The sequence below is a fragment of the Bradyrhizobium sp. AZCC 1588 genome, from assembly GCF_036924735.1.
GTDB lineage: Bacteria > Pseudomonadota > Alphaproteobacteria > Rhizobiales > Xanthobacteraceae > Bradyrhizobium.
The window spans coordinates 4,915,083-4,941,486 of record NZ_JAZHSC010000001.1 but is presented as its reverse complement, the minus strand read 5'-3'; the positions used below and the strand labels follow the sequence as shown (position 1 = coordinate 4,941,486).

The 26,404-nt window shown below is 64.6% G+C and carries 13 protein-coding genes and 1 pseudogene; 12 read left to right on the top strand and 2 right to left on the bottom strand.

Annotated features, from left to right (window positions below):
- Nucleotides 1-99: 99 nt before the first annotated feature.
- From V1277_RS23025 to V1277_RS22985, 9 genes are all read left to right on the top strand, one after another.
- Entirely contained in the window at nucleotides 100-1,050 is a 951-nt protein-coding gene (locus V1277_RS23025) for a branched-chain amino acid ABC transporter permease (RefSeq protein ID WP_334376843.1), read from the top strand.
- Nucleotides 1,051-1,052: 2 nt separating this feature from the next.
- Nucleotides 1,053-2,825 carry a branched-chain amino acid ABC transporter ATP-binding protein/permease gene (locus V1277_RS23020; protein ID WP_334418240.1) on the top strand — a complete coding sequence of 591 codons (1,773 nt, stop codon included), beginning with the start codon at nucleotides 1,053-1,055 and terminating at the stop codon, nucleotides 2,823-2,825.
- Nucleotides 2,812-3,519 carry an ABC transporter ATP-binding protein gene (locus tag V1277_RS23015; protein ID WP_334418239.1) on the top strand — a complete coding sequence of 236 codons (708 nt, stop codon included), beginning with the start codon at nucleotides 2,812-2,814 and terminating at the stop codon, nucleotides 3,517-3,519. Before V1277_RS23020 ends, V1277_RS23015 begins: the two co-directional genes overlap by 14 nt.
- 33 nt (nucleotides 3,520-3,552) lie before the next feature.
- On the top strand, nucleotides 3,553-4,812 hold the full coding sequence (locus V1277_RS23010) for an ABC transporter substrate-binding protein (protein WP_334418238.1): 1,260 nt from the start codon (nucleotides 3,553-3,555) through the stop codon (nucleotides 4,810-4,812).
- 40 nt (nucleotides 4,813-4,852) lie between these two features.
- Nucleotides 4,853-6,073: an ABC transporter substrate-binding protein gene (locus V1277_RS23005; protein WP_334418237.1), complete on the top strand. Its 1,221-nt coding sequence runs from the start codon at nucleotides 4,853-4,855 to the stop codon at nucleotides 6,071-6,073.
- Nucleotides 6,074-6,096: 23 nt separating this feature from the next.
- Entirely contained in the window at nucleotides 6,097-6,480 is a 384-nt protein-coding gene (pcaC, locus tag V1277_RS23000; protein ID WP_334376848.1) for a 4-carboxymuconolactone decarboxylase, read from the top strand.
- Nucleotides 6,481-6,497: 17 nt separating this feature from the next.
- Entirely contained in the window at nucleotides 6,498-7,268 is a 771-nt protein-coding gene (locus V1277_RS22995; RefSeq protein WP_334418236.1) for an SDR family oxidoreductase, read from the top strand.
- 80 nt (nucleotides 7,269-7,348) lie between these two features.
- Nucleotides 7,349-8,065 (top strand): GntR family transcriptional regulator, encoded by a 717-nt coding sequence (locus V1277_RS22990; protein ID WP_334418235.1) that lies wholly within the window; start codon nucleotides 7,349-7,351, stop codon nucleotides 8,063-8,065.
- A gap of 51 nt (nucleotides 8,066-8,116) precedes the next feature.
- The gene (locus V1277_RS22985) at nucleotides 8,117-9,094 is read left to right on the top strand and encodes a tripartite tricarboxylate transporter substrate-binding protein (protein WP_334418234.1); all 978 of its coding nucleotides are present in this window, start codon (nucleotides 8,117-8,119) and stop codon (nucleotides 9,092-9,094) included.
- A gap of 109 nt (nucleotides 9,095-9,203) precedes the next feature.
- Here V1277_RS22985 and V1277_RS22980 read toward each other — a convergent pair whose 3' ends face one another.
- Entirely contained in the window at nucleotides 9,204-9,977 is a 774-nt protein-coding gene (locus V1277_RS22980) for an alpha/beta fold hydrolase (RefSeq protein ID WP_334418233.1), read from the bottom strand.
- 95 nt (nucleotides 9,978-10,072) lie between these two features.
- A complete protein-coding gene (locus V1277_RS22975; RefSeq protein ID WP_334418232.1) occupies nucleotides 10,073-10,918 on the bottom strand; it encodes a thioesterase II family protein in 846 nt (281 codons plus the stop codon).
- A 275-nt stretch (nucleotides 10,919-11,193) separates the two neighbouring features.
- Here V1277_RS22975 and V1277_RS22970 point away from each other — a divergent pair, with 275 nt between their 5' ends.
- From V1277_RS22970 to V1277_RS22960, 3 genes and pseudogenes are all read left to right on the top strand, one after another.
- Nucleotides 11,194-11,424, top strand: coding sequence for an MbtH family protein (locus tag V1277_RS22970; protein WP_334418231.1), 231 nt, complete (start codon nucleotides 11,194-11,196; stop codon nucleotides 11,422-11,424).
- 523 nt (nucleotides 11,425-11,947) lie between these two features.
- A complete protein-coding gene (locus V1277_RS22965) occupies nucleotides 11,948-14,074 on the top strand; it encodes an AMP-binding protein (protein WP_334418230.1) in 2,127 nt (708 codons plus the stop codon).
- Nucleotides 14,075-14,192: 118 nt separating this feature from the next.
- A pseudogene (locus tag V1277_RS22960) lies at nucleotides 14,193-26,363 on the top strand (amino acid adenylation domain-containing protein); the annotation flags it as partial.
- Nucleotides 26,364-26,404: the final 41 nt, after the last annotated feature.

Sequence of the window (26,404 nt, the reverse complement as noted above, 5' to 3'; positions counted from 1 at the left end):
GACTGGACGAGAAAAAGGGAACGCAATGACCAAACCGGGACCGATGATGCCGGCAGCAAGCCCAGAACCCACATCCTCCCGTGTGATGCGAGGTGAGCGGTGACCGCAGCGCTGGAAGGCTTTCTGCAGGCCTTGACCGCCGGACTTCTGATCGGTGCGGTCTATGGCCTGATGTGTGTCGGGCTCGGCCTGATTTTCGGCGTCATGCGGGTCATCAACTTCGCCCAGGGCGATTTCATGATGCTCGGCATGTATGCGGCGTTCTATTTCTTCACAGCGCTCGGCGTGCAAGCCACTTTCGGCAACGCCTTTGGGCCGTTCGTGGCAATTCTCCTTGCCGGTCCAGTGCTCGCGGTGTTCGGTTACGCAATCCATCTCGTCCTGATCTCGCGCGTATCGGGCACCCGCACCACCTCCCTCGAGGGTGAAGGTCACTACGCCCAGCTCATTCTGACGCTTGGGATCGCGCTGATCCTGCAGAACGGCGGCCTGATCGTGTTCGGTTCGGTGCTGGCGTCGATCCGCACGCCGCTGTCGAGCTCGGCCTGGGAGCTCGGGCCGCTGTTCAATGACATCAGTGTTTTCGTCAACAAGGCGCGCGGCATCGACGCTGTGGTCTCGCTGGTAACGATGATACTGCTGACCCTGTTGATCACGCGATCGCGGCTCGGAAAGTCGCTGCGGGCCGCAGCCGACAATCCCACGGCGGCAACCTATATGGGGATCGACGTCGATCGCGCGCATCGCGTTGCCTTCGCGCTCGGCACCGGCATAACAGCGATTGCCGGCGGCCTGCTCGCCACCAACTATCCATTTCATCCCTTTGTCGGCGTCGAATACGTCATCGTCATGTATGCCGGCGTCGTGCTCGGCGGCATGGGCAGCATTATCGGCGCCTTCTGGGGCGGCATGACCATCGGCCTGGTGCAGCAGATGTCGACGCTGGTGCTGCCGACGCAACTGCAGAACGCCGCGATCTTCGTCGTCTTCCTCCTGATCATCTTCTTCCGTCCGCAAGGCTTCTTCGGACGCATGGTCGAGAGGACGTGACGATGCAAAACCTGCGATCGCTCCTCCCCATTCTGATCTTCACAGCGCTCTATGCCGTGCTGTCGCTGAGCGTCACCAATTCGTACTACCAACTGGTGATGACGCTGGTGCCGGTGTGGGCGGTGTTCGGCCTGTCGTGGAACCTGCTCAGCGGCTACACCGGCCTGATCTCGTTCGGCCACGCCGCGTTCTTCGGAATTGGCGCCTACACCACAGCGCTCGGTCAGATCTATTTCGACCTTTCGCCGTGGATGCTGATCCCGATTGCAGCCATGCTCGGCGGCATCGCCGGGTTCCTGATCGGATTTCCGACATTCCGGCTGTCGGGACACTACTTCGCGCTGGCGATGCTCGCCTATCCGCTCGCCATTCTCTACGTGTTCGAATGGCTCGGCTTCCAGGAAGTCACGTTGCCGATCAAGCGCGACAATCCGATCGCCTACATGCAATTTGCGGATCCCCGTCTCTACACATTGCTGGCGCTCGCCATGATGCTGGGGACGATCCTGCTCACCCGGGTGATCGAAAAATCGCGGTTCGGCATGGCGCTGCTGGCGATCAAGCAGAACGAAGCCGCGGCCGAAGCAGCCGGCATCAACACGCTGGCCTGGAAGCTGCGCGCGATCACCCTGAGCGGAGCGATTGCCGGGGCGATCGGCGCCTTCTACGCCGTCGTGCTGCTGGTGGTGACCCCGCAATCGGTGTTCGGCATGCTGGTTTCCGCGCAGGCGCTGACGGTCGCCATGTTCGGTGGGGTAGGAACGGTCTGGGGACCGGTGATCGGCTCCGTGATCCTGATCCCGCTTGCCGAAACGCTCAACGCAGAAGCAGGTTCGCGCTTTCCCGGCATTCAAGGCGTGATCTTCGGACTTGCGATCATATCCGTCATCCTGGTTGCGCCTGAGGGACTGTTCTGGAAACTGCGCGATTTCTTGCGGAAGCGAGTGACCTCACCCGCTGCAGCGAGCCCGAGCGCGCCAGTTCAGCCTGCTGCCGCCATCGCCAATCCGTCCCGTCCGGAACGATCCAGGGGCGCGGGCGAAGTGGTGCTCGAAGTCCGCAACCTGTCGCGCTCCTTTGGCGGGCTGAAAGCCGTCCAGAACGTCAGCTTCAAACTGCGGCGCAACGAGATCCTTGGAATCATCGGTCCGAACGGCGCCGGAAAGACCACGCTGTTCAACCTGCTGAACGGATTCCTGCGACCCGGCACCGGCGAGATTCTCCTCGACGGGCGCGACATGTCAGGCCGCAAGCCGCACGAGCTCTGCGAGGCCGGTATCGGCCGGACCTTCCAGATCATGCGCCCGTTCTTGCGTATGTCGATCTCGGACAATGTCGTGGTGGGCGCCTATGTCCGCGCGAAAACAGACGCCGAAGCCAGGCAGTTGGCGACCGAGGCGATCGCGCGTGTCGGCCTGTCCGATATTGCCGACCGCATCGCCGGCGAACTCACGACCAAGGAGTTGCGGCTGATGGAATTGGCCCGCGCGCTCGCCGGGCAACCGCGAATCCTGTTGCTCGACGAAACACTGGCGGGCCTCGGGCATGACGAAGCCAACGAGGTCGTGGCGGTGATCCAGCGTCTCGCCCGCGACGGCATGACGATCGCGATCATCGAGCACACCATGCAGGCCATGGTCCGCCTGGTCGATAGTTTCCTCGTTCTCGACCATGGCGCCGTCATTGTGGAGGGCGAACCGGAAGCCGTCACGCGCGACAGCCGCGTCATCGAGGCCTATCTCGGCAAGAAATGGGTGGCCCATGCTCCACATTGAAGGGCTGACCGCCGGCTATTCGGCAATTCCGGTTCTGAACGGCGTCTCGATCAAGGTCGAACAGGGCCAGTTCGTCGCTATCGTCGGCCCGAACGGCGCCGGCAAGACCACGCTGTTCAAGGCGATCTCCGGAATCGTGCGGCCGAGCGCCGGAACGATCACCTTCGAGGGGACCGACCTGTTGTCGGTTCATCCCGCGCGTCGTCCCCATCTCGGCATCGCCCATGTTCCCGAAGGCCGCCAGGTTTTTCCCTCGCTCACCGTGATGGAAAATCTCGAGATGGGCGCGATGACCGAAGCAGGCCACCGCGACTGGAAGCGCAACATCGAGCGCATCTTCGACTGGCTGCCCGTGCTCGCCGAGCGCCGCGACCAGTTCGCGGGAACGTTGTCAGGCGGACAGCAGCAGATGCTGGCGATCGGCCGGGGATTGGCGTCTTCGCCAAAGCTTCTGATGCTGGATGAACCTTCGATGGGGCTCGCACCCACGGTAGCCGATTTCATCTTCGAACGGCTGATCGAGATTCGCCGGCAGTCGAAGCTGACAATCCTGCTGGTCGAACAGCGCGTGGCGGAAGCACTGGAATCCGCCGATCACGGCTACGTCCTAGAAGCCGGCCGCGTCGCGCTCGAAGGTAACAACGAAACCTTGCGCGCGGACGACCGCGTGCGCAAGGCCTATCTCGGCATGTGACAACAAACGATCAACAAGCCATTGGGAGGAAAAATGAGCCAGCAAAGAGAAGCCAACAAGGCATCCAAAAAGTCGCTCACGCGCCGGACAGTGCTTTCCGGCGCGGCCGCCATAGGACTTTCGACGATCGCGCGGGCACAAGCGCCGGCCGAGGTCAAGGTCGGCCTGATCGTGCCGCTTTCCGGCATCTATACCCGCCCCGGCCAGGTGATGCGCATGGGCGCGGAGATGGGCATTGAGCACATCAATGCGCAGGGCGGCATCAAGTCACTCGGCGGTGCCAAACTCAAGCTGGTCGTGATCGATTGCGGCGATACCACCGAAAAGGCCAAGAACGCCGCGCAGCGCATGGTGGCGCAGGAGACCGATCTGGTCGCCGCGACCGGATCATATCTCAGCTCCTTCACGCTGGCGGTCACCGAGGTCACCGAGCGCGCCGAACTGCCGATGCTCACCCTCTCTTATTCGGACCTGCTCACTGAGCGTGGCTTCAAATACATCTTCCAGACCGCGGCACCCGCAAGCCGGCAGTCGGAACTCGGCCTGCCCGAGCTGATGAAGCTCGCCGAGAACGCATCGGGCAAGCGTCCGAAGAAGGTCGCGATGCTGATGGACAATACGGCGACGTCGGTTGCGACCGCGAAGGCGCTGAAGGAGAAGATCTTCGCGCAGGAAGACCTTCAGTTGATCCTGGAGGAAGTCTGGACACCGCCGCTTTCCGACGCCACGCCGCTGATCCAGAAGGTCAGGTCGGCCCGTCCCGACCTGCTGCTCTTCATGCCCAATGCAGTATCCGACGCCAAACTCGGCCTTGAGAAAATCAACGAGTTCGGACTGGGCCAGGGCAAGATTCCCACGGTCTCGTTCTCGATCACGATTGCCGAACCCGACATGCTGCAAAGCGTCAGTCCCGAAGTCGTCCAGGGCATCATGACGGTCGTCGCGAACTGGGGTTCGAAGGGTCATGAGGATCTGATCGCCGAGCTCAAGGCCAAGTACAAGGAGCCCTGGATGACGCAGAACGTCATCTCGACCTATGGCGACATGTGGCTGATGAAGCTGGCGCTCGAGAAGGCCGGCAAGGCCGATCGGCGCGCGGTTGCGGAAGCGTTCCGGACAATGGATGGCGGCCCTTCGAAACACTACCCCGGCGGTCAGTTGAAGTTCGACGAAAAGGGCCGTCGGGTCGGCGCCGGCGTGGTGGTCGTGCAGTGGCAGTCGGGTGTGCCCGTCACCGTCTATCCGCCCGATCTCGCGCAGGCGGCGCCTTTCTGGCCGAAGAAGTCCTCCTGATCTGAACAAGCCTCTCGGAGATTTTCAAGGAGTAATTGTCATGAGCAAGATTACGCGACGAACGCTGCTTGCCGGCGCCTCGATCGGACTAATGGCACCCCGTGCGTGGGCGCAAGCACCATCTGAAGTGAAAGTTGGATTGCTGGTGCCGGTCTCCGGTCTCTATGCACGGCCGGGACTCGTGATGCGCCATGGGGCCGAGATGGCCGTGGACCACATCAACGCGCAGGGCGGCGTGAAGTCGCTGGGCGGCGCCAAGCTCAAGCTGGTCGTCCTCGATTCCGGCGACACGACGGAAAAGGCGAAGAACGCGGCGCAGCGCATGGTGGCGCAGGAGCCAGATCTGGTGGCGGCGAGCGGCGCCTATCTGAGCTCGTTTACGCTCGCGGTCACCGAAGTGACGGAGCGCGCCAATCTACCGGTCCTCACCCTCTCCTACTCCGATCTGATCACCGATCGCGGCTTCAAATACGTCTTCCAAACGTCTGCAACCGCCGGCTCGCAGGCCAAGCAGGCCCTGCCGCAAATCGTGAAGCTTGCCGAAACCGCTTCCGGCAAGAAGCCCAAGACGGTTGCGATCGTCACCGACAATACCGGTGCATCGGTCGCCTCGGCGAAGTCGATGCGGGAAGGCCTGCTTGCCGAAAACGGGCTGCAACTGATCGTCGACGAAACCTTCACCCCGCCGCTCGCCGACGCCACCTCGCTGGTGCAAAAGGTCCGAGCGGCAAGGCCCGACCTGCTCTTCTTCCTGCCGACCGTGATTTCCGACGCTAAACTGCTGCTCGAGAAGATGAACGAGTTTGGCCTGGGACAAGGCAAGATCCCGACCATTTCGTTCGGCATCGCCATCGCCGAGCCCGACATGCTGCAGACCGTCAGCCCGGAACTGCTGCAGGGCGTGCTCACCTGCGTCGCTAGCTGGGGCGCCAAGGGGCACGAGGCGTTGATCGCCGAGCTCAAATCCCGCTACAAGGAACCGTGGATGACGCAGAACGCGATCTCCACCTACGGCGACATGTGGATCATCAAGGACGCGCTGGAGAAGGCCGGCAAGGCCGACCGGGTCGCAGTCGCCGACGCGTTACGCTCCATGGACGGCGGCCCCTCGAAATATTATCCGCTCGGCGAGATCAAGTTCGACGAAAAAGGCCGTCGCGTCGGCGCCGGCATGACCATCGTGCAGTGGCAGTCCGGCGTACCCGTCACCGTCTTCCCGCCGCAACTGGCCTTGGCCCAGCCGTTCTGGCCCAAGAACTAACCCTCAAGGATCTGGAAACCGTCATGGACAAGGCAACCTACGACCGCGGACTCAAAATTCGCAAAAGCGTTCTCGGTGATGAATTCGTCGACAAAGCCATTGCGACGGCCGATGACTTCAATCGTCCGATGCAGGACCTCACGACGGAATACTGCTGGGGCTATGTGTGGGGCCGTGACGGCCTTTCGCACAAGACCCGCAGTTTCCTCAACCTCGCAATGCTGTGCGCGCTCAATCGCCCGCACGAGCTCAAGACTCACGTTCGGGGCGCGCTGACCAACGGCGCCACCCGCGAGGAAATACGCGAAGTGTTCATGCAGGTCGCAATCTATTGCGGCGTGCCGGCCGGCGTCGACGCCTTTCGCAATGCGCGGGAAGTCTTCGCCGAGCTGGATCAGAAGAAGTAACCGGAGCCGCAACCGCGATGCTGAAGGGAAAGCGGGCACTCGTGACCGGCGCGACGGCAGGACTGGGACTTGCCGTAGCGGAAAGCCTTGCCGGTGCGGGCGCCAACATCGTCCTTCATGATCTCGTCGACCCCAAAGCGACGGCAGACCAGCTTCGCTCCCGCTTTGATGTCGAGGTGACGAGCGTTGCCGCGGACCTGTCGCAGCGCGCATCCATCGAAGCCATGATGGCCGATCTGCTCGGGCTGGGCGCAATCGACATCCTGGTGAACAACGCGGTGGTCCGGCATTTCGCGCCGGTCGAGAATTTCGCACCGGAGCGATGGGACGAAGCGCTGGCCGTCAATCTGTCGGCGCCGTTTCACCTGGTCCGCCTGGCATTACCTGCGATGAAGGCACGCAATTGGGGCCGCATCATCAACATGGCCTCGATCTACTCCACCCGCGCCGTGGCCGACCGCATCGACTACGTGACGACCAAGACCGCCATCCTCGGCATGACCCGGGCCGTCGCGATCGAGACGGCAACGAGCGGAATCACCTGCAATGCGATCAGCCCGGGCACCCTGCCAACGCCGGCGATCCAGCGAAAGATTGCATCGATTGCAGCCGACGAAGGCCGGGCCGTTGACGAGACGACGCGCGACTATCTGGCGGCGCGCCAACCGAGCGGACGGTTCATCGCCATGGAAAGCGTCGGAGCGATGGTTGTTTTCCTCTCCAGCCCGGCTGGACAGCACATCACCGGCGCGACCCTGCCGATCGATGGAGGCTGGGCCGCCGCATGAGCACGAATGTCCGATTGCAGAGATGATGATTCTGCCCGTAAATCGCTATTGAACCAATGCCGGTACCAGGGCGGTAGACGATGAACAAACGCGGTGAATTGCAGTTCACGCTTCGAATCGAGGACGTTCCGACCGTTCGCTCGATGGTCGCGCAAAAGCTGCGCGAAGCGATCATGTCGGGAAGGCTGAAGCCGGGCCAGCGCCTGGTCGAACGGGAGCTTTGCGAGATGATGGGCGTGAGCCGGCCGTCCATCCGCGAGGCGCTCAGGGTGCTGGAGGCGGATGGTCTCGTCAATACGGTCCCTCACCGCGGTCCGGTGGTCAGCACCATCAGTCTCGAGGAAGCAAAGCAGCTGTACGCGGCGCGCGCCGTGCTAGAAGGATTTGCCGGCCGCGAATGCGCCCGTCTCCGCGATCCGGACGTGGTGCGCAGAATCGGGAATGCGCTGGCGCGGCTGAAGGCGGCATTCGCCGAGGGCGACTTGACCGCCGCCCTGGAAGCCAAGACGGATTTTTATGCGGCAATGATTGGCGGCTGCCAGAACGCCTTCATCGAGCGAATGCTCAGACCGCTGCACGACCGCATTACGCTGCTGCGAATTACTTCGATGTCGCATCCGAAACGCATCAACAAGAGCTTGCGCGAGGTCACCGCGATCTGGCGTGCGATCCAGAATGGCGATCCGGATCTCGCCGAGCAGTGTTGCGTCGACCACGTCAAGGCGGCCGCGGTGGCCGCGCTCAGCATGATCGAGCAATCATCCGCTTCAAAGGAAAAAGCAGTGGCGGAGGAATAGCCGGACCCGGCCAACGCTTCTCGAAAGACCGACGGCAGATAGGGAATTGCAATGAAGTTCTTCAAAACGATTTTGCTGTTGCCGCTAATGTTGTCGTTGCAAGCGCCACCGGCTTTCGCACAGGAATACCCGAACCGGCCGATCACCCTCGTGGTTCCGTTCTCGGCCGGCGGACCCGGCGACGTGATCGCGCGGCTGCTTGGAACATCGATGAGCGCGACGCTGAAGCAGTCGATTGTCATCGAGAACGTCGTGGGCGCCGGCGGCACGATCGGCACCAATCGCGTCGCCAAGGCAGCGCCGGACGGATACACGCTGCTGCTGATGCATGTCGGCCAGGCGACCGCACCGGCGCTCTATGCCAAGCTTCCGTTCGATCCGATTGGCGATTTCGCGCCGATCGGTCTCGTCACTGATGTTCCGATGCTGCTGGTGGCGCGAGCGAATTTTCCAGCAAAGGACCTGAAGGAACTTGTCGCCTATGTGCGTGCCCAAGGCGACAAGGTCACCTACGGCAATGTGGGCCTCGGCTCCGCCTCGCATCTTTGCGGGCTGATGTTCATGAACGCGATCGACGCAAAGCTCACCCCGATCTATTACAAAGGCGGCGGACCGGCGCTCAACGACATCATCGCCGGTCACATCGACGTCTATTGCGATCCTGCAACCGGACCGACGCCCCATATCCAGGCCGGTACCATTCCGGGCTACGCGATTACCAGCAAGAAACGGGCGGCGACCCTGCCGAACGTGCCGACCTCGGCAGAGGCTGGCGTACCGGCGTTCGACGTTACCACCTGGTACGGAATGTATGCGCCGCGCAACACGCCCAAGCCAATTGTGGACGCGCTGGTCGCCGCCCTGCAAAAGGCGCTCAAGGATCCGCCGCTGGTCAACCGCTTCGCCGAGTTGAGCATGACGCCGGTCGAGCAGGAGCAAGCCACGCCCGCTGCGCTCGATGCCTTCCTTCGGGCCGAAACGGCCAAATGGTCGCGCATCATCAAGCAAGCAGGTATCGAGCCTCAATGAGCGAGGTTCGACAAGCTGCAGCATTTTGCTTCGATGAGCCTGCCCGCTCAACAACGCACCGCCGATTTCAAACGACTCCACACCGCGCATTCAGCGCCAAGTCCAAACATCAAGCGGGCAGTAGAAATTCGCTCAACGCGCGCGATACAGCGGCAGGCTGATCAAGGGGCGCCAAGTGGCCGCAGTCGGGGATGACCTCCAGCCGCGCGTTGGGTATCAGGCGATGCGCGCGCTCGGCGATCGCGACCGGCAGCAGCGGATCGTCGGCGCCATGGAGGATCAACGTGGACACCGTGAGCGCGGGGAGCCGATCGACATAGCTGGTCCGTAACCCACGCCAGCCGACTTCACGGCGCTCCCAATCCCGCAATGCCGCTGCCGCGCCAGGCTTGCGCAGCAGCCTCATCACCCGATCGAGCAACATCGGCGTCACCTGCTCGGGTCGATGCGGCGTGGCCCGCCGCAGCGCCCAGCCGGTCAGTCGCCGATTGCTTGCCAGGATGCGCCACTGAAGTGCACTCAGTCCCGGCACATGCACGCCGAACCATGTCGCTCGACCACCGGGAAGGGCGTCATCAAGGCAAGCGCTATCGATCAAGACCAGGCGCTCAACGCGTTCCGGAGCCTCGAGCGCGAAGCCGAGAGCAATGCCACCACCCATCGATACTCCCGCCAGACTGGCGCGCTGGAGACCGAGTTCGGCCATTAGCGGCGACAAGAACGCTGAATAATCTGCAAAGCCCCACCCGCCGGGCATTGGATCGCTGTCGCCGAAGCCTGGGAGGTCCGGCGCAAAGACACGGCATCCCGTTGCGAGCGCCGAAATAGCCGATGCGAAACTTACACCGGCCGCATCAAAAGCAGAGCCATGCAACAGCAGCACCGCAGGGCCGGTGGCGCCGGCCTTCAGGCAATGGACGCGCAAGCCTGAGACCTTCAGCCAAATCTCGTCGAAGGGCTGATCCGCGCGGTCAGCGATCATCCTGTCACGCACGGCGTCGCTGGCTCTGTCGAGATTGCCTGAGCGAGATCGCGCTCCAGCATGGCGACGACCCGGTCGGCGCAGTCGAGCACAAAGAAGTGACCGCCTGGGAACATGCGCACCACGCATTCGCCGGTCGTTTCCTGTTGCCAGGCGAGCAACTCGTCGCGGCCAGTATCCTCGTCGCAAAACCCTCCATAGGCGGCGATATCGATGCGCAGCTTGGAGCGATCGCGTGGTCGGTAAGTTTCGCAGGCGCGGAAGTCGGCGCGGAGAATCGGCAACACCAGTTCGAGAAGGTCGGGTGACCTGAACACCTCCGGAGGCGTAGCCCCGAGTTGGCGCAGGTGCGCGATAAACTCCGCATGTGGCGCCGCGTGCATCGGAGGGGTCGACTGCGGTGCCCTCGGTGCACGGTGGCCGGAGGCTATCAGCAGCCGAGGCATCGCGCTACCGCGCGCGGCGAGCACGTGACACGCCTCGAATGCCACCAGGCTGCCCATGCTATGTCCAAACAGCGCATACGGCTCGCTCGGTCCGGCCGCAACGAGATCGGCAACCGAGCGGGCAACCTGCTCAATGGTTTCGAGTAGAGGTTCGCCTAGCCGACTGCCGTGGCCGGGATACTCGACAGCGAAAATTTCAATGTCCGCCGGCAACAATTCGGGCCACGCGCGAAACATCCCGGCCGCGCCGCCCGCATGTGGCAGACAATAGACCCGCGCACGCGCGCATGATCTGCCGATCCGTGTTGGTGAGACAGATTTTCCTCGGAACGGCGGTCTGATCGATCGCCGAATGTCCGCTTGCTGACCGAACTTCGTCATCGCCTCGCCGCGCATCGTCTGTTCGCGGGGCGATGATGTTCCGCCCGCGCAATCGAAGGTTCGAAGGCTGCTCGCGGAATGTGAACTTCTGATGATGATACCCGGTCAGGTTGACATGACGTGAGCGCGCGGCTGGATTGCACGTTTGTCTGGGAACAACGTCAGCGGTTACGGGATTACCGGCGCCTGATGGATCGGGGAGAGCAACATAACGTTCCCCGACGAGAAGAAGTTCCGATCAAGTTCCATCAACCGAATCCGGGCCGACAAGCGCAGGGAGAGGTCGCGCGATGACAGCGGAAAACCAATCGAGCGATGAAGTCTATCTCGTCGTCGTCAACGACGAAGAGCAATATTCGATCTGGCGTGAAGACAAGAACGTTCCTGCCGGCTGGCGAGCGACCGGCAAACGGGGCACCAAGACGGACTGCCTGCAACACATTGAAGATGTTTGGACCGACATGAGGCCGCTGAGCTTACGCAAGCGGATGGCCGATATTGCCGGGCGCGATGCATCATAACCCCAAGTCTCTGATAACGCAGTCATGTGACGCGTGCTGTGCGACGATTCAATTCACACGAGCATTGGCGTTGCCCTCGCCGTTTCGCGGAACTGCAATCCGCTTGTAACGGATCCAGCGTTCACGGGCGCACGTATCACGGCGCCACATAGGAGACTTCGTATGGTGCTTGCTGCTCGCCGCGTCCCAATTTTGATGGGGGTAAGCTTGTGAAACATCCTCCCAACCGTTCAACGGCCGCTTACGTTCGACTTCCCGGGAAGTCCGATCCGCACCGAGGTCGGATGACAGTGGTCCTCTTCACTGCAATCGGAAGCACCGTCCTGAGACCCACTAAGCCAATCTGTGGCGTGGGTGAGACCGATCCCCCTCTGCTCGACCGAGTTGGTCGGCGATGGTCCCGTTAGAGAACAGATGAGTTCTCGACATCGCCATCCGAGCGCTGTTGCTCCAATTTCTGAAACGCTAATCGCCTCAACAGGCGGTAGCACGCGTGGTTGCGAATCGGCCGGGAGAGAAGCTGATGATGCCTTCGAACACTGCCGTCACAATGGTCGAGGCGTTGCGAGAGCACGCACAAACGATGCCGGAACGGCCGGCGCTTCGTTTTCTTCCCGCCGCATCCGCGAGGGCCGATCTCAGTTTTGCCGCGCTCGATCAGGCGGCAGCCAGACTGGCTGGAGCATTGAGAACGCGCATGCGACGCGGGGATCGTGTGCTGATGTTCTATGCGCCCGGGCTCGACTTCGTGATCGCGTTCTTTGCTGTTCTCTACGCCGGCGCGATCGCGGTGCCGTTGGCCCCGCCTCGGCGATCGGGTAGCAGCCGCGTCATTGCCGCGCTGATTGCCAATGCCGAGCCCGCGACGGTCTTGACGTCCTCGCAGCTAGCGCCGCGGATCAGCGAGATCCTGTCCGAACTCGGTTGTTCTCTCGAAGCGGTCGTGACCGACACCTTGACGACTGATGAGTCAAGCGGTGACGACGTCGTGATGCCCGCGCAGGATGACGTTTGCGTCTTGCAGTACACATCCGGGTCGACCGGCACTCCGCGCGGTGTTGTGGTCACCCATGCGAACGCCGCGCGCAACGCTCGGCTGCTGGCGAGCCAGGCCGAACTGAACGATCAATCAGTCTGGGTGAGTTGGGTTCCTCACTTTCATGATCTCGGCTTATTCGGCGGCATCTGCACGCCACTCTATCGAGGAGCAACATCGGTTCTGATGCCGCCTGCCGCATTCGTTGCTCGCCCGATCCGCTGGCTCGAGGCGATCACGCAGTATGGCGGCACCGCCAGCATTGCACCCAACTTCGCCTATGATCTGTGCTTGCGTCAGATCCCGGAGGAAGATTGCGCCGGCCTCGATCTCAGTCGCTGGGCCGTAGCAGGGTGTGGTGCTGAGCCAATCCGGATGCAAACCCTGAACGGCTTCGCCGAGCGCTTCGGCCGCTATGGACTGAAACGTCAGTCGATGTGTCCGTTTTACGGATTGGCAGAGGCGACGCTGCTGGTGTCGGGCGGACCGGTCGGAGCAGGACAGACAGCGGCGACGGTTTCGCTGTCGGCGATTCGCCGGAACCGGCTGGAACCAGCGCAGGGTCCGCACGACGCCTACGACATCCCCTCCTGCGGAAAGCCAACTCCCGAGCATCGGATTCTCATTATCGATCCACAGACGATGCAGCGCTGCGGTCCGAACGCGATCGGCGAGATCTGGATCGACGGCTCGACCACAGGTCCGGGCTATTGGAGGAACCCGCAGGAATCCGCGCGCGTGTTCGGCGTCCGTCTTGCAGGCGACGAAGGCTCGTTCCTGCGAACCGGCGATCTCGGTTTCATGCGTGAGGGCGTCCTCCACGTCAGCGGACGCATGAAGGACGTCATGATCATCCGCGGCCAGAATGTGTATCCGCAGGATCTGGAAGCAACCGCCCGGGTGGCGGCGCCTGAGATCGCGGAGGCTGCCGCATTTACGTTGTATGACCAGGCAACCGAACGCGCCGCGCTGGTGATTGAGGAGCCCAGGCGGCCTGCAGTCGATGCGACCTCCAGTCTCGAAGCCGTGCGCGCTGCGATTTCAGCCCATAACGGGGTGGATCTTGATCACGTCGTGCTGACGCATCACCGCGCCCTTCCCAAGACGTCGAGCGGGAAAATCCAGCGTTCCCATGCACGCCAGATGCTGCTCGACGGATCGCTGCCGGTGCTTGCCGAATGGCGTGGCGACAGCGAGGCCGCAGAGGCGGAGGGAGGTCATGCCGATGCCATCGCGCTGGTGCTCGACTTGAGACGGCAGACGGATTCCCAGCAGATTCAATCGATCAAAAACTATCTTCATCATGTCTTCGGCGAGTTGCTCGGATTCAGTGGCGACGATCTCGATCGCGGCGAGACGCTCATGGCGCTGGGCGTGACGTCGCTCGGCATCACGCGCATCAGGGCCCGAATCGAGAGCGAATTCATGATCCGGCTCGATCCGGACATGCTCTGGCAGGACTGCGGGTTGGCCGATCTGGCAGCGGAGTTGCGCCGCCGGGTGCTCGCATCTCCGCTTTGGGCAAACGCCGATGCCGTAGAGCGGCTCGCCGAAGAGGTCGCTCAAATGCACGACGAAGATGTCGCTCGCGAATTGGGGTCGAGCGCAGTCTGACCGTCACGTCGCCGTCCCACGCGGCGATTTCCGTTAGGTCCGCTCTGAGCGCGCGCAACCGTAGCCGTTCGAACACCGACCATCGAGCCCAAGGAGCAGATGTCCGATGGATATCCCGATGCACAAGACCCTGCCGACGGCTGCAATCAAAGGTCCCAGGCTCGAACTGCTGCGCCGAAAAATACGAAACTCGGTCGAAGATCTTTTCGATGGAATTCCCAAGGTTTCGCGCGATCACGCGCTGCCGCTTTCATTTGCTCAAGAGCGGCTCTGGTTTCTCGATGGGCTGGGCAGGTTGGGGCCGGCTTATCACATCGGTCTTGCGGTGCGACTGAGAGGGCAGTTGAATATCGCCGCTCTCTCGGCGGCGCTCACGGAAATTGTCCGGCGTCACGAAGCCGTTCGCACACGTTTCACGATGCGCGATGGGCTCGGGTCTCAACTACTCGATCCGCCATGGGAGATCGAGCTCGGGACCGAGAGAGTCACGCTCGACGAAGCGAGGTTGCGCACGCGAGCTCTCATGGAGCACCCCTTCGATCTGGCCAATGATCGAATGTTCCGCTGCTCGCTGCTTGCGCTCGGCGATCAGGATCACGTCCTTGCCCTGGCGATGCATCACATCGTTTCGGACGGCTGGTCGATGGGCGTATTGTTCCGCGAACTCGCCGCGCTCTACGGCGCATTTTCCGCCGGCCGTCCGTCGCCTCTTCCGGAGCTACCGATCCAGTATGCGGATTATGCGGCATGGCACCGCGGATGGGTGTCGGAGCGCGTGCTGCGGCCACAACTGGCCTACTGGCGCGAGCGGCTTGCCGACGCGCCTGCGGGGCTGGACATGCCGACTGACCGATCGCGTCCGGCCGCGCAAAGCTTTCGCGGCGCGACGCACAAGTTTGTTTTGGAGCGCGACCTGACCGCCGCGCTCGCGGCGCTGGCGCGCCAGGAAGGCGTGACGCTGTTCATGGTCTTGTTGGCCGGCTTCAAGGCGCTGCTGGCGCGGTGGAGTGGTCAACACGATATCGTCGTCGGAACGCCGATTGCCGGACGTGTTCGCGCCGAAACCGAGCACCTCATCGGGTTCTTCGTCAACATGCTGGCGATGCGCACCGATCTGGCTGGTGATCCATCGTTCCGGGCGCTGGTACAGAGCGTCAAGCAAACGGCGCTCGGTGCCTATGCAAATCAGGATCTGCCGTTTGAAAAAGTGGTCGATGCGCTGCATCCGATCCGCGATCTCGGCCGGCAGCCGATCTTCCAGACGGTGTTCGCGCTGCAGGACGTTTCGCTCGAGCAGGTGAACCTTCCCGGCCAAACCGTCGAACGCTTCGATGACGAGGCGAACTCGGCGCGATTCGATCTCGAGCTCTCGATGACGGAAGTCGGCGGACAGTTGGCCGGCTCCCTCGTCTATGCGACGGACCTGTTTGACGCCTCCACCATCGAACGGCTGGCGGGCCATTTCGTGCGGCTGCTCAAGGGAGCGGTGGCGGATCCGCAGTTGCGCCTCTTGCAACTGCCGCTCATGTCGAATAGCGAGCGCGCCCGGGTACTGGTCGAATGGAACGCCGCGACGGAAGAACCGCCAACGTACCGCGGCCTGCATCAATTGTTCGCCGCGCAGGCGGCGCGCACGCCGGACGCGCCGGCACTGATCTATCAAGACCAGTCATTGAGCTACGCCGCACTCGACCGTCGTGCCAACCAATTGGCGCATCATCTGCGCACGCTTGGCGTCGGTCCCGACGTGGTCGTCGGGCTTTGCGTCGAGCGTTCGTTCGACATGGTGATCGGGACGCTCGCCATTCTCAAGGCGGGCGGCGCCTATCTGCCCCTCGATCCCAGCTATCCGGCGGACCGGCTGAGCTACATGATTGCCGATTCGCGCTCGACCGTGGTGCTGACACACTCAGCATTGGCCGATCAGATTCCGATGAACGATGCGGCCGTGGTCCGCCTCGATGCGGCCTGGCCACAGATCACGCGGCTTCCGATCGACGCGCCGGCGAGTGCCGTCGATCCTGCCAATCTTGCTTATGTGATCTACACCTCCGGCTCCACTGGGCGGCCCAAGGGCGTCATGGTCTCTCATCGCGGCGCGGCAAATCTGGCGGAGGCCCAGGTTAAGCCCTTAGGCATCGCGCCCGGAAGCCGCGTCCTGCAGTTCGCCTCGTTCAGCTTCGATGCAGCGGTCTGGGAGCTATTGATGAGCTGGCGCAGCGGCGCCGCGCTGGTGATCGCGGACCGTCACGATCTGCTGCCGGGCGAACCGTTGCGCGAGCTATTGCAGCGGCAAGCGATCGGCACCGTTCTGCTGCCGCCCTCAGCCCTGGGCCCGCTGGCGGCCGCGTCGCTGCCGCATCTCAAGACGCTGATCGTCGGCGGCGAGGCCTGTACTGGCGAAGTCGTTGCGCCCTGGCTCGGCGAGCGCATCGTGCTCAACGCCTACGGTCCGACCGAGGCAAGCGTCTGCACCACCGCGTTCCGCTGCATGCCGGATGGCCGGACACCGGCGATCGGACGTCCTTTGGTCAACACGCGGGCCTACGTGCTCGACAAGAATCTAGAGCCGGTCCCGATCGGCGCCCCGGGAGAGCTTTATATCGGCGGCGCCGGATTGGCACGCGGCTACCTGTTCCGGCCTGGGTTAACGGCGGAGCGGTTCGTACCGAACCCGTTCGCATCGGGTGAGCGACTCTACCAAACTGGCGATCTCGTCCGCTGGCGCACGAACGGAGAACTGGAATTTCTCGGCCGCCTCGATCATCAAGTGAAGATTCGCGGCTTCCGCATCGAGCTCGGCGAAATCGAGGCCGCGCTGCTCTCGGAGCCGTGCATCGTACAGGCGACGGTGCTGGCCCGAGAGGACACGCCCGGCAGCAGACGGCTCGTGGCCTATGTCGTACCTGACCTCGCGCGACTCAAAGCCGACCGACGGCAGGAGGACGCGCCGACGAGGGACGATAGCGTCGCGCAGTGGCAAACCTTGTTTGAGGAAACCTATGGCGCCACAAGTGCTGGGCAAGCGCCGAGCTTCGTGGGCTGGAACAGCAGCTACACCGGCGATCCGATTCCGGAATCGGATATGCAGGAGTGGCTGTCCAGCACCGTGGAGCGGATTGCTGGTTTGGCGCCAGAGCGTGTTCTAGAAATCGGCTGCGGCGTCGGTCTCCTGCTGCAACATCTGGCCCCAATCAGCCGCGCGTACCGCGGAACCGATATTTCCTCCGCCGCGATCCGCGGATTGCGCGAATGGGCCAAAGGGCGCGCGCACCTCGCCCATGTCGAGCTCGCCGAGCGCGAGGCGACGGCGCTGTCCGACATCGAGCCGGAATCCGTCGATACCGTCATCCTAAACTCGGTGGCGCAGTATTTTCCCGACATCGACTATCTGCGCGAGGTGCTCGCGAGCGCCGTATCCCTGGTCAGTGACGGCGGCCGGCTATTTGTCGGTGACCTCCGCCATTTCGGTCTGTTGCAGACGTTTCACGCCTCCGTTCAGATCGCGCGGGCAAACCCGGGATCGCGCGCCGGCGAGCTCAAAGCCCGCGTCGCCAGCGCGGAGAAGCGGGAAACCGAGCTTGCCGTCGATCCCGGCTTGTTCCTGGCTCTAAAGGATCATCTCCCTGGGATCTCGGCGGTGGAGATTCTGCTCAAGCGTGGACAGGCGGACAACGAACTGACCCGCTATCGCTACGATGCGGTACTGCACATAGGGGGCAACGAGCCGCCGGCGCCGGCCCAGACCGTCGATTGGGCGAGCAGTTCGCTCGCGGAACTAGCCGCAAGTCTCGACAAGCACCGGCCGGCCAGCATGGCAGTGCTGCGCGTGCCGAACCGCAGGTTGGCGCAGGATCTTGCAGACACGCAATGGCTCGAAACGTGCGAGCCCGGCACCACGGTGTCAGAGCTGCTAAGCGCTTCCCGCGACCGCGCGCTGGCCGCCGAGGATCCGGAAACCTTCTGGGCGCTGGGAGAACGGCTCGGGTATGACGTGCGGGTGAGCTGGACATCGGCCTCGCCGGACGGTTGCTTTGACGTGGTGTTCATCGACCGCAGCCGGGTCGACGGCCCTGTGCGATTACCCACTCCGCGTCTACCGCGGCGCCAGCCGTTGACCGCCTATGCCAATGATCCGGGGGCGGCGACGCTGACGCACCAGCTTGGACAACGCCTTCGCAACTCGCTGCAACTCCGCCTGCCGGACCACATGGTGCCATCCGCCATCGTGGCGCTCGACGCCCTGCCGCTGACCCCGGCCGGCAAGATCGATCGCCGCGCACTGCCGGCTCCCGAGGGACGCCCCGAGGTCGGCAAGTTCGTAGCCCCTCGCACCTCCAGCGAACAAACCCTGGCAGCTATCTGGTGCGATATCCTGAAGCTCGATCACGTCGGGGTCGAGGACAACTTCTTCGAACTCGGCGGCGACTCGATCCAGTCGATTCAGGTCGTGGCCCGTGCCAACCGGGCCGGCCTCAAGCTGACCTCGCGACAAATTTTCGAACATCAGACCATTGCGGCGCTGGCGGCGATAGGCCTCGCGACCGAGGTCCCACCTGACGAACGTTCCGACGGTACGATCCCGTTGTCGGACTCGCTCGGCGGCACTTCTCACGCGGATCTCGATCGCATGCTCAGCGCGGTTGGCGGCGCAACCCTCGTTGAGGACTTCTATCCGCTGTCGCCGACCCAGCAGGGCATGCTGTTCCACAGCATCTACGAACCGCAATCGATGGCCTATGTCACCACGCTCGGCTGCCGGCTGGTCGGAGAACTCGACATCGAGACATTCCGTATTGCCTGGGAGAGGCTGGTTGCTCATCACGCCGTGCTGCGCACCGCTTTCGTCGGACAGGATCTCGAGGTCCCGCTCCAGGTTGTGATGCGCCAGGCAACACTGCCTTTCCGGTACGACGACTGGCGTGACGCGCCGGCCAGCGAGCAGGACGCCCGGCTGGTGGCGTTGCAACGCACCGAGTGCGAACGCGGCTTCGATTTCGCCCAGCCGCCATTGATGCGGCTGTCCATCGTGCGGCTGGCAGAGCAGGACTATCGCCTGGTCTGGAGCTGTCATCACATTCTGTTCGATGGCTGGTCGATACCGCTTCTGTTGAACGAGGTGTTCGCCATCTACGGCGCCCTGTGCCGACGCGAGGCGCCGCCGCTGCAGGCCGCGCCACCGTATCGCAACTTCATCGATTGGCTGCAGCGGCAGGACAAGGGCGCCGCAGAGGCTTACTGGCGTCGACGCCTTGCTGGCTTCGAGGCGCCGACCGCGTTCGGGCTCGGTCACCCGTCCGGCGTGGCCACCGGCCGCGACCGATATGCCGAGCATGATGAAGAGCTGCCGCTCGGCATGGAAGCTTTGGAGAGTTTCGCCCGCCGGCATCGGCTGACCATCAACACCCTGGTGCAAGGCGCCTGGGCGCTGCTGCTTTCCCGTTATGGCGACAGCACTGAGGTGGTGTTCGGCGTCACCGTCTCGGGCCGCCCGGCGGAGCTGCCCGAAGTCGAGCGCACGGTCGGGCTGTTCATCAACACGCTGCCGCTGCGCCTTGCCGTACCCCCCAGACAAAAGATCCTGGACTGGCTGCGCGAGGTCCAGGCGCGGCAGAGCGAACTGACGGACTATCAATACAGCGCGCTGGCCGATGTGCAACGCTCTAGCGAGGTGCCGGCGGGCACGCCGTTGTTCGATAGCATCGTGGTATTTGAAAATTATCCGGCCGAGCTGTCCGCACAGGTACCAGGCCATGCGATCCGCATCGACATGATCCGTGCGGTCAACCGGATCAACTACCCCCTCGCATTGCAGGTGGCGACCGGGCGATCGCTGTCGCTGAAGCTCATGTACGACGCCAACCGCTTCGAGAGCGATGCGATCGTGCGCCTGGCTGGACATCTGCGGATCTTGCTGGAGGGGATCGTCGCCGACCCGGAGCGGCCGTTGTCGGCGCTGGCGCTCTTGAGCGAGGCCGAGCATCGTCAGCTCGTTGGCTTCAACGACACCGCGGCGGAGTATCCGCGCGGCCTGCTGCATGAGCTGTTTGCCGCGCAGGCGGCGCGCACGCCAGAGGCGGTGGCGCTGAGCCTGGACGAAGCGACGCTGAGCTACGGCGACCTCGAGCGCCGCGCCAACCAGCTCGCCCATCATCTGCGCGAGCTCGGGGTCGGCCCCGACGTCGTGGTCGGGCTGTGCGCCGAGCGCTCGTTCGAGATGGTGATCGGCCTGCTCGGCATTCTCAAGGCCGGCGGCGCCTATTTGCCGCTCGACCCGGACTACCCGGCCGAGCGGCTCGCCTTCATGCTCGCCGATGCAAAGGTGCCAGTGCTGCTCACCCAGGCGGCGCTGGCCGACCGGCTGCCGGCAAGCGATGCGACATTGCTCCGGCTCGACGCTGATTGGCCGCGGATCGCTCGCCATCCCGACACCGCCCCACCAAATGCCGCCACGCCCGACAACCTCGCCTATGTGATCTACACCTCGGGCTCGACCGGACGGCCCAAGGGGGTGATGAACGCCCATCGCGGCATCCGCAACCGCATCCAATGGATGCAGCACGCCTATCGGCTGACCGCGGCCGACCGCGTCATGCAAAAAACTCCGTTCGGCTTCGACGTCTCGGTCTGGGAGTTCTTCTGGCCGCTGGCCTGCGGCGCCCGCCTGGTGATCGCCCGGCCCGGCGGGCATCAGGATCCCGGCTATCTGGCTGAGCTGATCGAACGCACCGGGGTCACCATCCTGCACTTCGTGCCCTCGATGCTGCAGGCGTTTTTGGAGGCTGCGGATCTCAAGCGCTGCGGCAGCCTGCGCGACACCCTGTGCAGCGGCGAGGCGCTGCCGGCGGAAACCCAAAACCGCTTCCTCGGCGCGCTGTCCGGCCGGCTGCACAATCTCTATGGGCCGACCGAGGCCGCGGTCGACGTCAGCGCCTGGCAATGCCACCTCGAGCCGGCCGCCACCCAGGTGCCGATCGGCGCGCCGATCAGCAACATCCAGCTCTATGTGCTCGACCATCGCCTCGCGCCGGTGCCGGTCGGGGTCGCCGGCGAGCTCCATATCGGCGGCATCGGGGTGGCGCGCGGCTATCTCGGGCGGCCCGGCCTGACCGCCGAACGCTTCGTACCGAACCCGTTCGCCGCGGGCGAGCGGCTCTATCGCACCGGCGATTTGGCGCGCTGGCGCGCCGACGGACAGCTCGATTATCTCGGCCGCATCGACCATCAGGTGAAGCTCCGCGGCTTCCGCATCGAGCTCGGCGAGATCGAGGCGGCGCTGCGCGCGCATGCCGGCGTCGAGCGGGCGGTGGTGGTGGCGCACGAAGATGCGGCCGGCAAGCGGCTGGTCGCCTATGTGGTGGCGACGGCCGATGGAATGCCCAACGCCGCCGAACTGCAGCACCATCTCAAACGATCCCTGCCCGACTACATGGTGCCGGCCGCCTTCGTGATGCTGGATCAGCTGCCGCTGACGCCCAACGGCAAGCTCGACCGCAAGGCGCTGCCGGCGCCGGACTGGCAGGGCAGTAGCGACGCCATCGCTCCGCGCACGCCGACCGAAGCGACGCTGGCCGCGATCTGGCGCGACGTGCTCAAGCTCGACCGCATCAGTGTCAACGACAACTTCTTCGCGCTCGGCGGCGATTCGATCCAGTCGATCCAGTTGGTGGCGCGGGCCAACCGGGTCGGACTGAGCCTGTCGGCCCGCCAGGTGTTCGAGCAGCAAACCATCGCCGGTCTCGCGGCGGTGGCGGGCCGCGCGACGGCGGTTTGTGCCGAACAAGGCCTGGTGCAGGGCGAGGTGCCGCTGACCCCGATCCAGCGCTGGCTGTTCGAGCAGGAGCTCATCGCGCCGCATCACTTCAACCAGGCGGTGCTGCTAGACTGCGATCCGGGCCTGACGCCGGCCGCGCTCGGCGAGGCGCTGCGTCACCTGGTGCGGCATCACGATGCGCTGCGGCTGCGCTTTCACCGCACTGAGCAGGGCTGGCATCAGGTCCATGCCGAGGAGGCCGAGCCGGCGTTCGAGCAGATCGATTTGTCCGCCCTTGACGCCGCCGCCCAAGGCGCCGCCCTGGCCCGGCATGCCGATCGCCTGCAGGCCAGCCTGGAGCTCGCCGCCGGCCCGCTGGTTTGCGCCGCCTGGTTCGATCTCGGGGCGCAGGGCCGGCGGCTGTTGCTGATCCTGCATCATCTGGTGGTCGACGGGGTGTCGTGGCGCATCCTGCTCGACGACCTCGATGCCGTCCTGGCGGCGCTGCAGCGGGATGAACCGGTGCAGCTTGCGGCCAAGACCACCTCGTTCCGGCAGTGGGCCGAACAGCTCACCGCCTATGCCGGATCGGCGGCCGCGCAGCGCGAGCTGGCGTACTGGCAACAGATGCCCTGGTCGGACGCCGGACGCCTGCCGGTGGACCATCCCGGCGGCATCAACACCGCCGGCGCGGTGCGCATGGTGAGCACGTCGCTCAGCGAAGCCGACACCCGCGCGCTGCTGCAGGAGGTGCCGAACGTCTACCATACCCAGATCAACGACGCGCTGTTGACCGCGCTGGCCGAGGCGGTGGCGGCCTGGAGCGGGCGGCGCCGCCTGCTGGTCGCGCTCGAAGGCCATGGCCGCGAGGCCCTGTTCGCCGCGGCCGACGTCTCGCGCACCGTGGGCTGGTTCACCAGCCTGTTCCCGGTGCGGCTGGATCTCGGCGGTGCGGCCGATCCCGGGGCGGCGTTGAAGGCGGTCAAGGAGCAGTTGCGCGCCGTGCCCAACCGCGGCATCGGCTACGGCATCCTGCGCTATCTCAGCGGCGCCAAGGCGCTGCCGATGCCGGAGCCACAGATCAGCTTCAACTATCTCGGTCAACTCGACGAAGCTGGCGGTCCGCGGCCGTTCCGCTTCGCCGGGCAGAACACTGGCGCCCTTACGCATCCCGGCAACGCGCGCCGGCATCTGATCGACGTCTCCGCCCATGTCCACGACGGCCGGCTGCAACTGCAGTGGTTTTACAACGCAGGCCGGCATGCGCCCGAGACGATGACGGCGCTGGCCGAGCGCTATGTCGCGGCGCTGCGCGATCTGATCGCGCATTGCAAGACCAGTGCCGGCGGCTTCACCCCGTCGGACTTCCCGCTCGCCGCCACCCGCCAAATCGAGCTCGATCGCCTGGTCGCGATGCTCGGCGGTCCCCGGCAGATCGAGGACATCTATCCGCTGTCGGCGACCCAGCAGGGACTGTTGTTCCACAGCCTCTACGCGCCGGAATCCACCGTCTACGTGATCTCGCTCGGCTGCCGGCTGGTCGGGGCGCTCGATGTCGATGCGTTCGAACAGGCCTGGCAGCGCATGGTCGAGCGCCACGCGGTGCTGCGCACCGCCTTTGTCGGCCAGGAGCTGGAGCAGCCGCTGCAGGTGGTGCTGCGCCATGCCGTGCTGCCGTTCGAGCGCCACGACTGGCGCACCCTGGACGCCGCCGAACAGGCGGCGCGGCTTGCCGCCCTGCAGCAGGCCGAGCGCGCCCGCGGCTTCGACTTCACGCGCCCGCCGCTGCTGCGGCTGCATCTGGTGCGCACCGCCGCGGCCGAGTACCGGCTGATCTGGAACAGCCATCATATCGTGTTCGACGGCTGGTCGATGCCGATCCTGTTCAACGAGGTGTTTGCCGCCTACGGCGCGCTGTGCCGGCGCGAGACGCCGCAGCTAAAGCCGCCGCGCCCGTTCCGCGACTACATCGGCTGGCTGCAGCGCCAGGACCAAGGCGCCGCCGAGGCCTACTGGCGCCGACGCCTTGCCGGCTTTGCGACCCCGACCGCCTTCGGGCTCGGCCGGCCCGCCGCGCCGACCGACCCGGTGGATCACTATGCCGAGCATGAGGGGACGTTCCCGGTCGCGTTGGCCGAGATCGAAGGGTTTGCGCGCCGGCATCGGCTGACCCTCAACACCCTGGTGCAGGGCGCCTGGGCGCTGCTGCTGTCCCGCTATGGCGACAGCACTGAGGTGGTGTTCGGCGTCACCGTCTCGGGCCGCCCGGCGGAGCTGCCCGAAGTCGAGCGCACCGTCGGGCTGTTCATCAACACGCTGCCGCTGCGCCTTGCCGTACCCCCCAGACAAAAGATCCTGGACTGGCTGCGCGAGGTCCAGGCGCGGCAGAGCGAGCTGACCGACTATCAATACAGCGCGCTGGCCGATGTGCAGCGCTCTAGCGAGGTGCCGGCGGGTACGCCGCTGTTCGACAGCATCGTGGCGTTCGAGAACTATCCGGCGGAGATGTCCGCGCTGAGCGAACTGACGCGGACGGTCCGGATCACCGACGTCCGCCCGACCGAGCGGACCAACTATCCGCTGACGCTGCAGGTCACGGTCGGGCCGACGCTGTCGTTCCGGCTGATCTGCGATATCCACAGGTTCGAGGCGGTGGCGGTCGAACGGCTGATCGGCCACTTCACCCACCTGTTCCAGCAGATGATCGCCGACCCGGAGCGGCCATTGTCGGCGCTGGCGCTGTTGAGCGAGGCCGAGCATCGTCAGCTCGTTGGCTTCAACGACACCGCGGCGGAGTATCCGCGCGGCCTGCTGCATGAGCTGTTTGCCGCGCAGGCGGCGCGCACGCCTGAGGCGGTGGCGCTGAGCCTGGACGAAGCGACGCTGAGCTACGGCGACCTCGAGCGCCGCGCCAACCAGCTTGCCCATCATCTGCGCGGCCTCGGCGTCGGCCCCGATGTCGTGGTCGGGCTATGCGCCGAGCGCTCCTTCGAGATGGTGATCGGTCTCCTCAGTATCCTCAAGGCCGGCGGCGCCTATCTGCCGCTCGATCCGGACTACCCGGCCGAGCGGCTCGCCTTCATGCTCGCCGACGCCCACGTGCCGGTGCTGCTCACGCGGGCTGCGGTAGCCGACCGGCTGCCGGCCAGCGATGCGACAGTGGTGCGGCTCGACGCCGATTGGCCGCAGATCGCCCGCCATCCCACAACCGCGCCGCCCAATGCCTGCGCGCCCGACAACCTCGCCTATGTGATCTACACCTCGGGCTCGACCGGACGGCCGAAGGGGACGCTGATCACCCATGATTGCGTCACCCGGCTGTTCGCCGCCACCGACGCCTGGTTTGACTTCGGCCCGCACGATGTCTGGACCCTGTTTCACTCGCTGGCGTTCGACTTCTCGGTCTGGGAGCTGTGGGGCGCGCTGCGCAACGGCGGCAGGCTGGTGGTGGTGCCATACTGGGTCAGCCGCTCTCCAGACCTGTTCCACGCGCTCGTGGCGCGCGAAGGCGTGACCGTGCTGAACCAGACGCCCTCGGCCTTCGCCGGGTTGATGCAAGCCGATGCCGCCAGGCCGCGCGCGCTGTCGCTGCGGTGGGTCATCTTCGGCGGCGAGGCGCTGAACTTTGCCGAGCTCACGCCGTGGTTCGAACGCCACGGCGAGGCGCGCCCGCAGCTCGTCAACATGTACGGCATCACCGAGACCACCGTCCACGTGACCTGGCGGCCGGTGCGGCGGAGCGACGCCGACGCCGCGGCGAGCGCGATCGGCCGCCCGATCCCCGATCTGCAGGCCTATGTGCTCGATCGCCACGGCGATCCGGTCCCGCTCGGGGTCGCCGGCGAGCTTTACGTCGGCGGCGCCGGCCTGGCGCGCGGCTATCTGAACCGTCCGGGCCTGACCGCCGAACGCTTTGTGCCAAGTCCGTTCGAAGCCGGCGCGCGGCTCTACCGCACCGGCGATCTGGCGCGCTGGCGCGCCACTGGTGCGCTCGACTATCTCGGCCGCATCGACCACCAGGTCAAGATCCGCGGCTTCCGCATCGAGCTCGGCGAGATCGAGGCGGCGCTGCTCAAACACGACGCGGTCGAGCGCGCCGCCGTTGTTGTCAACGAAGCTACCGACCGCCGGCTCATCGCCTATGTGGTCGGGCGCGGCGACGCGCGGCCTGACGCCGCCGGCCTGCGCCATCATCTCCAACAGGCCCTGCCCGACTACATGGTGCCGGCCGGCTTTGTGGTGCTGGAGCGGTTGCCGCTCACCGCCAACGGCAAGCTCGACCGCAAGGCGCTGCCGGCGCCGGACTGGCATGGATCCGGCGACGCCGTCGCTCCGCGCAACCCGACCGAACAGGCGCTCGCCGCGATCTGGCGCGACGTGCTCAAGCTCGACCGCATCAGTGTCAACGACAACTTCTTCGCCCTCGGCGGCGATTCGCTATCAGCGACGCGCGCGATCGCCCGTGTGCAACAGGAATTGCAGGTCGACGTGCCGCTCAAGGCGATGTTCGAAGCCACGACTCTCGGCGAACTCTCCGACCGGATCGGGCTTCTCGGCTGGGTCAACGCGGCGCCGCT

Bases quoted from the DNA above. Each gene is read 5' to 3' on its own strand.
- V1277_RS22970 (WP_334418231.1), top strand. From the start codon at position 11,194: ATGACAGCGGAAAACCAATCGAGCGATGAAGTCTATCTCGTCGTCGTC.
- V1277_RS22965 (WP_334418230.1), top strand. From the start codon at position 11,948: ATGATGCCTTCGAACACTGCCGTCACAATGGTCGAGGCGTTGCGAGAG.
- V1277_RS23010 (WP_334418238.1), top strand. From the start codon at position 3,553: ATGAGCCAGCAAAGAGAAGCCAACAAGGCATCCAAAAAGTCGCTCACG.
- V1277_RS23015 (WP_334418239.1), top strand. From the start codon at position 2,812: ATGCTCCACATTGAAGGGCTGACCGCCGGCTATTCGGCAATTCCGGTT.
- pcaC (WP_334376848.1), top strand. From the start codon at position 6,097: ATGGACAAGGCAACCTACGACCGCGGACTCAAAATTCGCAAAAGCGTT.
- V1277_RS23020 (WP_334418240.1), top strand. From the start codon at position 1,053: ATGCAAAACCTGCGATCGCTCCTCCCCATTCTGATCTTCACAGCGCTC.
- V1277_RS22975 (WP_334418232.1), bottom strand. From the start codon at position 10,918: ATGCGCGGCGAGGCGATGACGAAGTTCGGTCAGCAAGCGGACATTCGG.
- V1277_RS23005 (WP_334418237.1), top strand. From the start codon at position 4,853: ATGAGCAAGATTACGCGACGAACGCTGCTTGCCGGCGCCTCGATCGGA.
- V1277_RS22995 (WP_334418236.1), top strand. From the start codon at position 6,498: ATGCTGAAGGGAAAGCGGGCACTCGTGACCGGCGCGACGGCAGGACTG.
- V1277_RS22985 (WP_334418234.1), top strand. From the start codon at position 8,117: ATGAAGTTCTTCAAAACGATTTTGCTGTTGCCGCTAATGTTGTCGTTG.
- V1277_RS22990 (WP_334418235.1), top strand. From the start codon at position 7,349: ATGAACAAACGCGGTGAATTGCAGTTCACGCTTCGAATCGAGGACGTT.